The following is a 14,531-nucleotide window of genomic DNA, read 5'->3' on the forward strand; positions in this document are numbered from 1 at the left end:
TTGAACGATTGAACCGTTGCGCGCTCAGGCCGAGGCAGCGAGCGAAGCAAGCCGGTCCAGTACCGCTTGCGCCGCCGCGCCTGCCGACGCAGGGTTCTGCCCGGTCACCAGGTTGCCGTCTATCACTACGTGGCTGCTCCACGGTGCGCCCGCCTCGAACACGGCACCGGCAGCGCGCAGGCGGTCTTCGAGCAACCAGGGTGCGTTGGCGGCAAGGCCCACCTGCATTTCTTCATCGTTCGTGAATGCCGTCATTTTCCGCCCTTTGAACGACCAGCCTTGCGCGTCGCCTGCGGACAGGAAGCTCGCCTGACCGTGACATACCGCGGCCACCACCTGTCGCTCGTTACGGAGCGCCGCGTGCAGAATCTTGCCGACGCTTGCGTCGACCGCGAGGTCCTGCATTGGACCGTGACCGCCCGGCACGAACACGGCGTCGAAGTTTGCCGCGTTTACGTCCTCGATGGACAATGGCGCACGAAGCGAGGCGCCCCAGCGCTCGACATAGGCGGATAATTCGGCGACTTTCCCGGTGTCGCCGTGATTCGCCTGCGGCGAGAGGCTCAGCGCATCGACAATCGACGGCCTGCCCGCCGGCGTCGCGATGGCAATGCGTGCGCCGTTCCGTGTGAAAACGTCATGGGCCACGACGAACTCTTCGGCCCAAAACCCCGTGGGTCGCTGCGTGCCGTCTTTCTGTGTCCACGTCGTGGCGCCAGTCAAAATCATAAGGATGGAATGCATGTGCTTTGCTCGCCTTGAAGTAATGCCCGTAGAGCCGGCCCGCGGTCTGTCAGGAAATGCGGGTCAGTGGCCATCAGGCAGTGGATCGGATATGCGGCGGCTAGTGTCGGATGTGCCGGCGATCGCGTAAATGAACGCACCGCGATTTCACAATTCCCGTATCGGGAACGCCATGTCGGGGGACGCATGAATCGATTCGAAGCGTTGCGAATTTTTTGCGTGACCGCCGAAAGCGCGAATTTCAGGGCGGCTGCGATCCGCATGGGTGTGTCACCGCAAGTGATTACCCGCGTTATCCGCGAACTCGAGGCGGAGTTCGGCGAGCCGCTCTTTCATCGCAGCACGCGCGGAGTTCGGCTGACCGATGTCGGCGAACAGCTTGCGTCGAAGAGCGCAGCCGCGATTGCCGGCATCGACGAGATCTTCGCGCACGGCGCCGCGCGCGCGCCTCGAGAGCTCGCCGGTATCGTGAGGATTGCTGCGCCGACCGCGGTGGGACGGCGTGTCATCACACCAGGGCTCGCGCCGCTCCTGGCGAGTTACCCAGGCCTTGTCGTGGACCTGCGCTTATCGGAAGTCCTCGCCGATGTCGTCGACGAGCAGATCGACATCGGTGTGCGCATCGGGCCGATGCGCGACAGCAGCCATGTCGCAAGACCAGTATCGGGCGCATCGCTCGTGATCGTCGGCTCGCCGGAACTCGTGGCGCGAAGTGGCGAACCGAAAGATCGGGCTGCATTGGAAAAGGCTCCGCTGACCATGCTGATCGACCGCAATACTGGCCGCCCATGGCCATGGTTGCTCGACGGCACTGAACCATTCATACCGTCGAATCCTGTATTCATTACCGACGACCCGGAAGCGGAATGCGAGGCCGTGCTCGCCGGCATGGGCTTCGGTCAATTGCCGGGGCATCTCGCGAACCCGCTGCTGCACGAAAAGAGGCTCGTCGAGGTTCTCGAAACAGTGCGGCCCAGACCCACCGTCATGTACGTCTACCGCCCGCATCGCACACCGGTGCCGGCACGGGTTCGCATAATCTTCGACGCATTGTGCCAACTACTCCAGGATCACGAAGAGACGCGATCTGACTTCGGCACCAGCGCATCGCAGCGCGGCAACGAAGCACCCGGCTGACGTCGATTCGACGCGCACAGGAAATCGCGCACGCCGGTTGAGCACGCCGAATGGCAATCTCCTCGCGACCGTCAAGCATCAAATCACGTTGCATGTATGGACAAGCCCGACGCGCGTATAGCAGCCCCCTTGAATCGCCGGCCGCGGTTTCCCACTGACGATAGCGGGTAGCCATACGACCGTGTCAGTTCGCGGTAGCAGCGCGATTGGCTTGTCGACAGCGAAGCGGTTCGTCGAGGAAGGGTCCTACGTTTTCATCGCGGGACGCTGGAAGGCAGAGCTGGATAGATCGGTTGAAGCAATCGCCCGTAACGTCGTTGCATGCCGCGCTGCGTATTTTTGATCACCGTTGACAAGCAAAAATACGGCGCTTTAGACTGCCTCATCGCCCGAGGCCTGACAACGTTGTCCGCCCCGGAACCGGCATAGAAGCCCCCTGACGAACCAGCGGTTCGTCAGGGGGCTTTTTTTTGTCCGTATTTTCCCCCTGGACCTTGCGCCAACTTCTGGAGATACCGCATGTTGCTGAAGCCGTCGGCCTGGATACGTATGGCCGTTACCGCAGGACTCGCCATCACTACGCTGGCGGCAAGCGCCGCTGACCCCGTCAAAATCGGCTTGCTGGAGGATGCTTCCGGTAACTTCGCACTGGCAACCATTCCGAAGATCCACGCAACGGAACTGGCCGTTGACGAAATCAACGCCAAGGGCGGCATTCTCGGGCGCCCGATCAAGCTGATCGCGTACGACACGCAGTCGGACAACACCAAGTTCCAGGAACTGGCCCGGCGTCTCGTGCAGACCGACAAGCCCGACGTGATTTTCGGCGCATTCTCCAGCGCGTCGCGCGAAGCGATTCGCCCGATCATGGACCGCGCGCATCAGCTCTACTGGTACGACAACCAGTACGAAGGCGGCGTGTGCGACAGCAACACGTTCGTGACGGGCGCGGTGCCGGAGCAGCAGTTCTCGACGCTGATTCCGTGGATGATGCAGAAGTACGGCAAGAAGGTGTACACGATCGCCGCGGACTACAACTTCGGGCAGATCTCGGCGGAATGGGTGCGCAATATCGTCAAGGAGAACGGCGGCACGATGGTCGGCGAGGAATTTATTCCGCTGTCCGTATCGCAGTTCGGCCAGACGATCCAGAACATCCAGAAGGCCAGGCCCGATTTCGTGGTGACGCTGCTGGTGGGCGCGAACCAGGCGTCGTATTACGAACAGCAAGCTTCGGCGCACCTGAATCTGCCGATGGCGAGCTCGGTGAACGTCGGCCAGGCTTATGAGCACAAGCGCTTCAAACCGCCAGCACTGAAGGACATGTACGTGACGGCGAACTACGTCGAAGAAGTCGATACGCCGGCCAGCAACGACTTCAAGAAGCGTTTCCACGCGAAGTTCCCGAACGAGCCGTACATCAATCAGGAAGCAGCGAACGCGTACGACGCGATCTATCTGTACAAGGCCGCTGTTGAAAAAGCGAAATCGACCAATCAGGACGCGGTGCGCAAGGCACTGGAAAGCGGCGGCATCTGCACCGAAGGCGAACAGGGCAAGGTGTGTATCGATCCGAAGAGCCATCACGCCAGCCACACGATTTTCCTCGTGCACGTGAAGGAAGATCACTCGGTCGAGATTCCGAAGGTGTGGGACGACGTGCAGCCGTACTGGCTCGGCAAGGTGGGCTGCGATCTGCCGAACAAGCCCGACCATCGTCAGTACACGCCGTCGAATCTGCCCAGGAAGTCCTGATCCAGACCGGCGCGTCGCGTACAGCAGGCGGCGCGCCGGTTTTTTGAAAGTGGAGCAAGCATGGCCACGCTGTCGGTTGTTTACTCGATCATTTATCAGTTCGGCGACAGCTTCGCCTATCTGGTGCTCGCGGCGCTTGGCCTCGCGGTGATCTTCGGGATGATGGGCGTCATCAATCTCGCGCATGGCGAGTTCATCATGTGCGGCGCGTACGTCACTATCATCGCCGCCAAGCGCGGCGTGCCGCTGCCGCTCGCGATGCTGCTCGGCGCGCTCGCCGCGGCGCTGGCAGGCGTGGCGATCGAGCGGCTGGTGATTCGTCACCTGTACGACCGGCTGTTCGATTCGGTGGTGGCGACCTGGGCAATCAGCCTGATCGTGCAGCAGACCATGCTGCTGGTCGCCGGCCCGTCGCTCGAAGGCATCGGCACGCCGTTCAATTCCTTCTCGCTCGGCGACTATTCGTTCTCGACCTACCGCGCGGTGTTGCCGGTCATTGCGCTGGCGATCCTGTTCGCGCTTTACCTGCTGTTCTTCAAGACCAACTATGGCGTGTGCGCACGTGCGACGATCCAGAACGCGAAGATCGCGCAATGTCTGGGCTTGCGCACCGACCGGCTGTACACGCTGACCTTCGCGCTTGGCGCGGGGCTCGCCGGACTCACCGGCGCCCTCTATGCACCGACCATGACGGCGGTGCCGACGATGGGCAGCAACTTCATCGTGCAGGCCTTCGTTTCGGTGGTAGTGGGCGGCGCCAACGTGCTCGCCGGCACCACGCCGGCTGCCGGCGTGCTCGCGATCATCCAGACCGCGTTGACGGCCTCGTACGGTCAGCTGTTTGGGCAGATCGGCCTGCTGGTAACGGTGATCGTCGTGATCAGGCTGATGCCGCAAGGGCTTGGCAACCTCTTCACGCGCACGCGCTAGGAGATTGACGTGAAATCAGGCAACCTGCCTTCAGGCGGCCGCGCGAGCCGCATGCTGCGTTACCTGCCGTGGCTTGTGGCGTTCTGCGTGCCGCTCGTCGTCGATGCGACGACCAGCGGCAATCTGGCCTACTGCCTGCTGTGGGCATTCGGTGCGGTCGGCCTCGCGGCGATGTGGGGCTACGGTGGGATCCTGTCGTTCGGGCAGACCGCGTTTTTTGGCCTGTCGGGCTACAGCTACGGCATCTTCACGCTCAACTACGGCGATACCTGGTTCGAATCGTGGCTCGGCCTCGGCGCGGGGCTGCTGGTGAGCGCAGTGGTCGCGGCGCTGATCGGCTACATGATTTTCTTCGGCCGTATCAAGGGCGTGTTTATCGGCATCGTGACGTTATCGGTAACTCTGGTGCTCGAAACGTTCATGGCGCAGACCGCGGGCCCGCAATGGGTGATCGGCGAAGCGCGGCTGAACGGCTATAACGGCATGGGCGGCATGCCGCAACTGGCGATTCCGTGGCCGGGCGGACCGCTGACGCTCGAAAACGCCAGCTTCTATTACCTCGTGCTGATCCTGCTGCTGCTGGTCTATGTGGCGATGCGCCGGCTGCTCGACGGTGCCTTTGGCCTCACGCTCATTGCGATTCGCGAGAATCCGCAGCGCGCGGAAATGCTCGGCGTCGACGTGCGCCTCCACCAGTGGCTGGTGTTCGTGCTGGGCTGCACGCTGGGCGGCCTGTCGGGCGCGCTGTACACGATCTGGGGTTCGTACATCACGCCGTCGGCGATGGGCCTCACCGCGGCCGCGATGCCGGTGATCTGGGTGGCGACCTCGGGCAAGAAGAGCATCGGCGGCACCATCGTCGGTACCGCGCTGCTGGTCTGGCTGTCGCAGAACCTCGCGGTGTACGGCAGCCAGTACGCGTTGATCCTGCTCGGCGCGATTCTGCTGGTGGTCGTGCTGGCCGCGCCGGAGGGCCTGCTGCCGTTCGTCACGCGGCAACTGCGGCGTGTCGCCAGCGGACCGGCCCGCGCGCGGCGCAGCCCGGGCACCTGCCTGAAGCGCGAGGAGGGCCAGTCATGACCACGCTGCTCGAAACCCGCGGATTGAAGAAACACTTCGGCGGCGCGCATGTAATCAACGGCATCGACTTCAAGATCGACGCCGGCGAGATCCGCTGCGTGATCGGCCCGAACGGCGCCGGCAAGAGCACCTTCTTCAAGCTGATCACCGGCGAGCACCGGCCTTCCGAAGGCAGCGTGCTGTTTCTCGGCCAGGACATGAGCCATGTGTTGCCGCATCAGCGCATCCGCATGGGCATGAGCATCAAGTTCCAGATTCCCGGCGTGTTTCCGGATCTGAGCGTGCGCCAGCATCTGCAACTGTCGTTGCATCGTGCCAAAGACGACCGGCCCGAAAGCCTCGACGACCTGCTGCAGCGCTTCATGCTGCACGACGAAGAGCAGGTGCTTGCGCGCAACCTGTCGCACGGCAAGAAGCAATGGCTCGAAATCGCCATGGCGGTGTCGTTGCGGCCCAAACTGCTGTTTCTCGACGAGCCGGTGGCCGGCATGTCCGTCGAGGAAACGCACGCCACGGGCGAGCTCATCAAGCGTTTGTCGGCGGCCGGCCTGACCATGATGGTGGTCGAGCACGACATGACCTTCGTCAAGCAGATCGCCACGCGTGTGACCGTGCTGCACGGCGGCCAGTTGCTGGCCGACGGGCCGCTCGACGACATCCTCGCGCGCGACGACGTGGCCGAAGTGTATCTGGGGAAAAAGAAATGAGCGCGCTGCTCGAAGTATCGAATCTCGAGGCCGGCTATGGCGGCGGGCGCGTGCTCAACGGCGTGTCGTTCAACATTGAAAAGGGCGAGGTGCTGGCGCTGATCGGCCGCAATGGAGTGGGCAAGACCACGCTGATGCGCGCGCTGATCGGCCTCGTCAAGCTGGACGCCGGCCGTATCGAGCTGGCGGGCGAAGCAATCGGTGCGGAAAAGCCCTATGTGCGCGCGCAAAAAGGTATCGGCTATGTGCCGCAGGGTCGCGAAATTTTCGGCGCGCTGACGGTGGCCGAGAACCTGCAGGTCGGCGCGCAGGCCAATCGCGCACAGGCTGCGCAGATGCGCGACAAGGTGGTGGGCTACTTTCCAATCCTGAAGCAGCGCTATGCGCAGAAGGCCGGCACGATGAGCGGCGGCGAACAGCAGCAGCTCGCGATTGCCCGCGCGCTGATCAGCGCGCCCAAGGTGCTGCTGCTCGACGAGCCTTCGGAAGGCATTCAGCCGTCGATTGTCGATCTGATCGGCGAGACGCTGCTGCAGATCGCCACTGAAACGGGCATCGGCGTGGTGCTGGTGGAGCAGGATATGGGCATGGTCGAGCGCATCGCCACGCGCTGCTGCGTGATGGACAAGGGCCGTATTGTCGATACCTTGAACCGCGAGCAGTTAGGGGATGAAGAACTGATTCGCCAATATCTGGCACTGTGATGGAGAGCGAAACATGAAATGGCTTGACCAATCGATCATGATGAGGCGCGGTGTCGGCGCCGATCGCGAGCCGGTCGAACATCATCTGACCGAGCAGTTGCAGAAAACTTTCCACTACACCATCGGCCCCTACTCGCAGCCGGTGCTGCATGTAAAGCCGGGCGATCGCGTGGTGGTCGAGACGCGCGATGCGTTCGAAGGCAAGATCAGGGAGGAGACCGACAAGCCTTCGCAAGTGCTGCAGGTGCCGTTTCTGAATCCGCAGAACGGGCCGATCATGATCGAAGGCGCCGAGAAGGGCGACGTGGTCGCCGTGTACATCGAAAAAATGACGCCGCGCGGCAACGATCCGCACGGTTTCTGCTGCATGATCCCGAACTTCGGCGCCCTGACCGGCACCGACTACACGGCGCTGCTCAACGAGCCGTTGCCGGAAATGGTCCGCAAGATCAAGATCGACGAAGAGAACGTGTACTGGAGCAAACGCAATACGCTGCCGTACAAGCCGCATATCGGCACTTTGAGCCTGTCGCCCGAAATCGATTCGATCAACTCACTGACGCCGGACTCGCACGGCGGCAACATGGACGTGCCCGACATGGGGCCGGGCAGCATTACGTATCTGCCGGTGCGTTCGCCGGGCGGCCGGCTGTTCATCGGCGACGCTCATGCGTGCCAGGGCGACGGCGAAGTGTGCGGAACCGCCGTCGAGTATCAGAGCACGACCACCGTGCGTGTCGATCTGATCAAGCAGTGGAAGATCGACTGGCCGCGGCTCGAAAACGAGGACGCGCTGATGAGCATCGGCAGTGCGCGTCCGCTGGAAGACGCAACGCGCATCGCGTACCGCGAGCTCGTGCTGTGGATGGCCGCGGACTACGGCTTCGACAAGTGGGACGCGTACATGATGCTCAGCCAGGTGGGCAAGGTGCGGCTGGGCAATTTTGTCGATCCAAAATATACCGTGGGCGCGATGGTCGCCAAGCATTATCTGAAGTAACCGAACCGGCAGCACGGTCCACGCGCGCAGCTGTGCTGCGCGCGCATTCGAGAGCAATTCATCACATGGCTTTGTCCGATCCTGTACGCGTAGGCCTTTTGTGTTCGACCAGCGGCTCGACCGCATGGCTCGAACAGTCGCAGTGGCGCGGCGCCAGCCTCGCCATCGAGGAGGTCAATGCGCAAGGCGGCATCGGCGGGCGCGAGCTGGTGGCGCTTCACTACGATCCGCGCTCGGATCCGCTGATGTTTCGCGAACTGGCCGAGCGGCTGATCGTCAGGGACGGCGTCAACGTGATCTTCGGCGGCTATACGTCCACCAGCCGCAAGGCGATGCTGCCGGTGGTCGAGAAGCACAACCGGCTGCTGATCTACTCGCAGCAATACGAAGGCTTCGAGTATTCGGACAACATCATTTACAGCGGTGCATCGCCGAACCAGAACGGCGTGCAGCTGGCGGACTTCATGACGGAAACCTTCGGCGCGCGCGTCTACTTCGTCGGCTCGCGCTACGTGTATCCGTACGAGTGCAATCGCACCATGCAGGAGCTGCTGCTGCAGCACCCGGAAGGCGCCATCCTCGGCGAACGCTATCTGCCGCTCGATGCCACGCGCGAGCAGTTCACGCAGGTGGTGGCCGACATCAAGCGCAAGGCGCCGGACTGGATCTTCTGTACGGTGATCGGCGCCACGGTGCCGTTTCTGTACGATGCGTACGCCCATGCGGATCTCGACCCGGCGAAGATGCCGATCGGCAGCCTCAATACCTCCGAGACCGAGATTCATGCAATGGCGCGCGGTATCGCCGCTGGGCACTATACGGCGGCGCCGTATTTCCAGAGCATCGATACAGCCGAGAACCATCGCGCGGTGCGGCATCACCAGACGCGCTTCGGCGCCAATACGCCCACCGACATGAACTGGGAGGCCGCGTACTACCAGATGCATATGTTCGCGCAGGCGTGCGCCCGCGCGGGTTCGGACGAAATCGCCGCGATCATGCCGCAACTGCTCGGCTCCGAATTCGCGGCGCCGCAGGGCAGGGTGCGCATCGATCCCGTCAATCATCATATGGCGCTTTATCCACGCATCGGCCGGGCCAATGCGGATGGCCAGTTCAGCATCCTGCGCGCGGCGAAGTTCGCGGTCGGCCCCGATCCATACATGACCCGTCAGACGCTGGGCGACTGGGTCACCAAGCTGAGCACACGGGACTACTGACGTGAGGGCGCGCGCGGACAGAGGCCAACGCAGCCTGACGAGTTCGATCATGGAGCGCAACCCGCGCGTGGTCGTGTTCCATCCGGACGACGACGACGGTCTGACGCTGACTAATCATCTGCGGCGGATGGGCTTCCAGGTGGAGCGCTGCTGGCCGCCGTCCGACACCTTGCCGGACCGTATCGATCTGGTGTTTCGCGCGTTGTTGCCGGAGGAGCGCGCACCGCGCGGCGAGTGGTTCGGCCCGGACGCGCCGCCCGTGATCTGCGTGGTGGCCTTCGAGAATCCTACCTTCATCGATCAGGCAATCAGGATGGGCTCGGACGGCATCGTCACCACGCCGATCCGCGCGTCGGGACTGTTGTCTACGGTGGTGATGGCGCTGCATCACGCGAAGCGCGCGCGTCAGCACACGCAACGGATTGCGAGGCTCGAGCAGAAGCTGCTCGATAGCCGTCATCTGCAGGAAGCCAAGGGAATTCTGATGTCGATGCATCACGTCAGCGAACGCGAGGCGTACGAGATGCTGCGCGCGCAGGCAATGGAAAAGCGCGTGACCATCGACGATATCTGCCATTCGGTGATTCAGGCCGGCGAGGTGCTGCAGATCAAGCGCGGCACGCCGGCAGCGGACGGTTGTGCCGAAGATTGAAGGCCGGCGCGCCGCGGCGCAACGCAGATTAAATCAACAGGAGTGTCGAATGGAACGAGCGGGTGCGAGCAACCTCGGCGACGATTCCGCCGGGCTGGGGATCGATTTCGATGAGCTGACGGTCGAAGCGGTTCAACAGGGTTTCCGGGCCGGCCGGTTCACGGCGGAACAGCTGGCACGTGCGTGCTTTCAGCGGATCGAGCGCTACAACCCGACCTACAACGCGCTGATCTTCCTGAATCCGGCGGCACTCGACGACGCCCGCAAAATCGACGAACGTCGTGCGCGCGGCGAAGCGCTGGGGCCGCTGGCCGGCGTGCCGGTGGTGATCAAGGATCCGATGGACATGGTCGGCTTTCCTACCACCGCGGGCTGGTCGAAGCTTTATAGCAAGACCGGCGGGGTGGATTTGATGCCGCAGCGCGATGCGCCGGTGGTCGCGCGTATGCGTGCGGCAGGCGCGATCATGCTGGGCAAGACCAATGTACCGGTGCTGAGCCATACGGGTACGCACGCGAACGACAGCTGGGCCGGACCGACCATCAACGTCGCGATGCCGGAGCGGATGCCGGGCGGCAGCAGCGCCGGCACGGCCTCGGCGGTGGCGGCGGGCATGGCGGTGCTCGGCCTCGCAGAGGAGACCGGCGGCTCGATCCAGAATCCGGCTTCAGCGCAGGACCTCGTCGGCATCAAGCCGACCATCGGGCTCGTGCCGAACGCGGGCGTCGTGCCGTTGTCGGGCAACCGCGACGTGGTGGGCCCGATCGCGCGCAACGTGACGGATGCCGCGCTGTGCCTCGACGTTCTGGCCGGCTACAGCAGCGAAGATCCCAAGACCCTCGCCGGCGTCGGCCGGCAGCCCGAGGCCGGCTACGCGGCAGGGCTCAGGCGTGACGCGTTGCAAGGCAAGCACATCGGCCTGTATGGCCCGGGCTGGCGTGCGCAGCCACTGTCCGACGAGGCGAGCGCACTGTACGAGCACGTGAAAGACGAACTGACGGCACTCGGCGCCACGCTGATCGACGATCCGTTCGCAGGCTCCGGTTTCGCGGCGCTGCGCAAACCGACTCCGCCGCTGGTGAACTTCGACGCGCGCGGCCTCGAGTCGATTCCGTACGATCTCGAATGCTATCTGGCGCGGCTCGGGCCGGCCTCGCCGTTGAAAACGTTTGCCGAGTTCGCGAAAGCGACCGAGGACGAGAATCCGTTCGGACCAAATGGCGTGCTGCGCTGTATGCCGAATCTGCCGCAGTTCAATGCCGCGCTGACCAATCCGTCGTTGCCGCCGGATATCTCGCAGTTCATCGAACTGAAGGCGAGCTATCTGCGCATCTTCGAGCGGGTGTTCGTCGAGAACCGGCTCGATGCACTGGTGTTTCCGCAGATGCGCGGTGAGCTGCCGCCGCTGCACGGCACCGACACGATTCAGGAAACCACCGTCGGCGAGATCAATATCGCTGGCTTGCCGGGCATCGCGGTGCCGGCGGGGTACTACGCGTCCGGCGCACCGTTCGGGCTGATCTTCGTCGGGCGCCAATGGGACGAGGCCGCGCTGCTCGGCTTTGCGTACGCGTATGAGCAGAGCGGCACGCATCGGCGCGCGCCGGCGCTTGCCGATACGCGTGAAGCGGCGGCGTCCTGATGTGACCCGTGCGGGCGCCTCACTGCTGCGCCTGCTTATGCGGCAGGTTTTGAGGCGCGCTGCCGCCGACCAGCATCACCGGGCGCCGAACCCGGTGACGCGGGCCTACGCATGCCGCACGATGCGCTTACTCCGGCTCGCGATCCGCTGATACGCCGAACCATGCAGCTCCGGCCGCGCCGCGTTGGCGCGGGACCGGGTTTCGGTCTGTTCGCAGGCGTATCGCAGCGGTTTAACCGACATCTATCTCGCGGAGCAGATCGTCGCGCGCTCTTTCTGCACGTCGACGCTGCTCGCCGTCGACGGGGCCGCCTGGTCCCAGCAACGCACGCAGCAACTCGGGACCGACAATTCTGTTGTTCTCGTTGATGACAAGCCCGACTTTGATGCCGTGCAGGACGCCATCGGTCGAAGACGATGTTCATGGGATGAACGAAGCCAAGAAAGCGATCGTTGGGGGATTGCGCGAGCGGGCATGGTGCTCAAAGTCGTATGCCATCGCGAGAATCCCTGCTTCACTGAAGCGCCGCGCTCCGACGATGTCGATCGCACTCGGCCGGCCATCAGCAAGATAACCGGCGGCTAAACACCTCGGCGGCAAAGCTTGTGGGGCGCTGCTGATATCGAGTACCGTAAGCACTCTTTGGTCGTCCCCGTATATCGCATGGTCACTGTCCGCCCACTAAATTCCCACGACGCGGAGCAATTCAAAGCATTGCGTCTTCTCGCGGTCGACAACGCCCCATCGCCATACGGCCTACGCGTCAGGAGGAAATGGCACGCTCGATTGAGGAGATCGCGGGCCGGATTCGTTCGACGCCGACACAGGCCGTCTTCGGCGCGTTTGCGGGTGAATTGCTGGTCGGCATCACGGGCGTTCGTCGCGAGCCGCTGTGTCAGGTGAATCACAAGGCCACGATTTGGGGTGTCTTTGTTAACCCTTCATACCGCGGGCGAGGAATTGCACAAATGCTTTTAGCGGCAGCCACAACTCACGTGAGCGAAGAGTGGGGCACCATCCAGTTGATGCTTTGCGTCAATACGGAAAACCTGCCAGCAAAGAAGCTTTACGCGTCGTTCGGCTTTCAGACGTTCGGCGTGGAGCCACGCGCGATGAAGGTTGGCGATCGCTTTTATGACGAGGAGCATATGTTCAAACAACTGGTCTAGCGCGATGCAGGGCACCAGACCGAGTTCGGCCACTAACCGCCACTTGACTGTGAAGGCAGCGTCTCCGCTCCCGAGCGGAATTCATTCGCTAGCTGGCATGCACCGCTCGCCACGGCGCCACGATGTCGCATTTCTAGTGGTCGTACACGCGGAACGTTTCGCATCGGCGCAGGATCGCCTTGCTTGAACAGTGGATGTTGCTTGAGGTCGACCCAAAGGCCACCACGTTTTGTGAGCAGCCGGGCGAAGTGCAGTTCAATGCACGCAATCGTTTCGCGGACTTCGGGGTTCGTTGCATTGATCGAGATTAGCTCAGCTTGTCAAGCTTTGCGCTGCGAAATACTCCCGGGTTGATGGATCTGCGGATTCAAGCCTCCCCAGCTCTTTTTAGCGGGAAGAGCTTCTATGATCCCTGACGCCGAGTTGCGCCGAAACAGCACGCCCGACTTACCGGAAAGTGTCAGCGCCTTCACCTTGTCCCCGCTCGGCAATGTCACTAAGGAGCCCGCCGTGATGTATAGACCTGCTTCGACGACACAGTCGTCGCCCAAGGAGATCCCGACGCCCGAGTTGGCGCCGAGAAGGCATCGCTCGCCAATCGATACGACATGCTTTCCTCCGCCTGATGTGGTGCCCATGATGGAAGCGCCACCTCCGATATCAGTGCCCGCTCCGACGATCACCCCAAGGCTGATGCGCCCCTCGACCATACAGGGGCCCATTGTTCCAGCGTTTAGACTGCAGAAGCCCTCTGGCATTACAGCGGTTCCGGGCGCCAGATGTGCGCCGAGTAGGACCCGGTTAACGTCAGCTATCCAGATGTCCGAAGGCGCCACATAATCAATCATCCGTGGCAACTTAAAAACGCCTCGAACATCGACTAATGTGCCGCGGCCTCTGCCGTTCCAGAGCAGTTCTTCGACTTTTTCGGGTTTGCACGGACCGAGCGAAGTCCAGGCAACGTCGCTCAGTAAAGTCAGAAAGCCCTCAAGATTGGCTTCTCGCGGCCGAATCAGCCTATAGCTCAATAGATGGAACCGTAGATAAAGATCATGGATGTCAACTGGCGGTTGGCTGAGATCTTCGATCAGTGTTTCTATCGCAATCGTTTGAACGTCTCTGACTGGATCTTTCGCTAGCGCATTCAGCCCGCGCTTACCCAATTTTTCGAATGTCTCCTGATTCGACAGCACGTGCGATCCGACGGCCGGTGACGCCGTGTTCAGGCGAACAACTGGAAACCATGTGTCGAGAATGGTTCCATCGCCGGCAACCGTCGCGAGACCGGCACCATAAGCGCTATTTGAGTCAGTCATACAAGGTTATAGAGTTGGTTTGCGCGGAGTCAGACCTACGCAGCCTGAAAAGGGGGCAGGTAGACGTGTTTAATTGCAGTAGAGATTGGCAGTCTGACAACACGCCAGGGACACGTTTATTCCGAATCTGGCACTGTCGGACGACGATTACTTTTTCTGGTAACGACAATTAGATTTGCCGGTTATTGCGCTGCGCCAGGATCACATGAGCGACCTGCAGCACATGCATGACTCAGGCCGATGCGCCGTCCGGCTAGTGAATCTGGAAAACGCGCGTGGCCAGGTCAATGGCAATGATCGTGGGTGCCATCTGGTTCTCCTTGGCGGCAGGACTGCCGATCCAGCGATGTCGCACGCTCTGGCCGCGGGACTGCGGACATCTGAACCTAGCCAAAGGCGACATTTGAATCTGGGACTAACATACGTGTCGAGGCCAGATTCAGATGTCCGCTGTCCAGCCAAGTTCAGATGTCC

At 62.2% G+C, this 14,531-nt stretch carries 13 protein-coding genes and 1 pseudogene; 12 read left to right on the plus strand and 2 right to left on the minus strand.

Translation table 11 applies throughout. From position 1 onward, the window contains the following. Nucleotides 1-24 precede the first annotated feature (24 nt). Nucleotides 25-744 carry a type 1 glutamine amidotransferase domain-containing protein gene (locus QYH69_RS33190; protein WP_308835906.1) on the minus strand — a complete coding sequence of 240 codons (720 nt, stop codon included), beginning with the start codon at nt 742-744 and terminating at the stop codon, nt 25-27. Between the two features lie 186 nt (nt 745-930). Here QYH69_RS33190 and QYH69_RS33195 point away from each other — a divergent pair, with 186 nt between their 5' ends. The 12 genes and pseudogenes from QYH69_RS33195 to QYH69_RS33255 all read left to right on the plus strand — a co-directional run bounded on the left by QYH69_RS33195 (nt 931) and on the right by QYH69_RS33255 (nt 12,741). Continuing rightward, nucleotides 931-1,881, plus strand: coding sequence for a LysR family transcriptional regulator (locus tag QYH69_RS33195; RefSeq protein ID WP_308835907.1), 951 nt, complete (start codon nt 931-933; stop codon nt 1,879-1,881). A 519-nt stretch (nt 1,882-2,400) separates the two neighbouring features. Further along, nucleotides 2,401-3,636, plus strand: a complete 1,236-nt coding sequence (locus QYH69_RS33205) for an urea ABC transporter substrate-binding protein (RefSeq protein ID WP_308835908.1) — start codon at nt 2,401-2,403, stop codon at nt 3,634-3,636. Between the two features lie 60 nt (nt 3,637-3,696). Beyond that, the gene (locus QYH69_RS33210) at nt 3,697-4,566 is read left to right on the plus strand and encodes a branched-chain amino acid ABC transporter permease (RefSeq protein WP_308835909.1); all 870 of its coding nucleotides are present in this window, start codon (nt 3,697-3,699) and stop codon (nt 4,564-4,566) included. 51 nt (nt 4,567-4,617) lie between these two features. Continuing rightward, complete coding sequence (locus QYH69_RS33215) at nt 4,618-5,646, plus strand: branched-chain amino acid ABC transporter permease (protein WP_308835919.1); 1,029 nt, start codon at nt 4,618-4,620, stop codon at nt 5,644-5,646. Beyond that, entirely contained in the window at nt 5,643-6,353 is a 711-nt protein-coding gene (locus QYH69_RS33220; RefSeq protein WP_308835910.1) for an ABC transporter ATP-binding protein, read from the plus strand. Before QYH69_RS33215 ends, QYH69_RS33220 begins: the two co-directional genes overlap by 4 nt. Next, the gene (locus QYH69_RS33225; RefSeq protein ID WP_308835911.1) at nt 6,350-7,057 is read left to right on the plus strand and encodes an ABC transporter ATP-binding protein; all 708 of its coding nucleotides are present in this window, start codon (nt 6,350-6,352) and stop codon (nt 7,055-7,057) included. The genes QYH69_RS33220 and QYH69_RS33225 overlap by 4 nt, the downstream gene beginning before the upstream one ends. Before the next feature lie 13 nt (nt 7,058-7,070). Then, nucleotides 7,071-8,057: an acetamidase/formamidase family protein gene (locus QYH69_RS33230; protein ID WP_308835912.1), complete on the plus strand. Its 987-nt coding sequence runs from the start codon at nt 7,071-7,073 to the stop codon at nt 8,055-8,057. A 65-nt stretch (nt 8,058-8,122) separates the two neighbouring features. Continuing rightward, complete coding sequence (locus QYH69_RS33235; protein ID WP_308835913.1) at nt 8,123-9,277, plus strand: transporter substrate-binding domain-containing protein; 1,155 nt, start codon at nt 8,123-8,125, stop codon at nt 9,275-9,277. Nucleotide 9,278: 1 nt separating this feature from the next. After that, nucleotides 9,279-9,929, plus strand: coding sequence for an ANTAR domain-containing protein (locus tag QYH69_RS33240; protein WP_308835914.1), 651 nt, complete (start codon nt 9,279-9,281; stop codon nt 9,927-9,929). Between the two features lie 49 nt (nt 9,930-9,978). Continuing rightward, on the plus strand, nt 9,979-11,571 hold the full coding sequence (locus QYH69_RS33245; protein WP_308835915.1) for an amidase: 1,593 nt from the start codon (nt 9,979-9,981) through the stop codon (nt 11,569-11,571). A 184-nt stretch (nt 11,572-11,755) separates the two neighbouring features. After that, nucleotides 11,756-12,157 carry a hypothetical protein gene (locus QYH69_RS33250; RefSeq protein ID WP_308835916.1) on the plus strand — a complete coding sequence of 134 codons (402 nt, stop codon included), beginning with the start codon at nt 11,756-11,758 and terminating at the stop codon, nt 12,155-12,157. 78 nt (nt 12,158-12,235) lie between these two features. Beyond that, a pseudogene (locus tag QYH69_RS33255) lies at nt 12,236-12,741 on the plus strand (GNAT family N-acetyltransferase). A 320-nt stretch (nt 12,742-13,061) separates the two neighbouring features. On the opposite strand, the gene QYH69_RS33260 reads toward QYH69_RS33255, so the two are convergent. Next, complete coding sequence (locus QYH69_RS33260) at nt 13,062-14,057, minus strand: DapH/DapD/GlmU-related protein (RefSeq protein ID WP_308835917.1); 996 nt, start codon at nt 14,055-14,057, stop codon at nt 13,062-13,064. Nucleotides 14,058-14,531: the final 474 nt, after the last annotated feature.

The sequence above is a fragment of the Paraburkholderia sp. SARCC-3016 genome (assembly GCF_031119615.1).
In the GTDB taxonomy this organism is placed as follows: Bacteria; Pseudomonadota; Gammaproteobacteria; order Burkholderiales; family Burkholderiaceae; genus Paraburkholderia.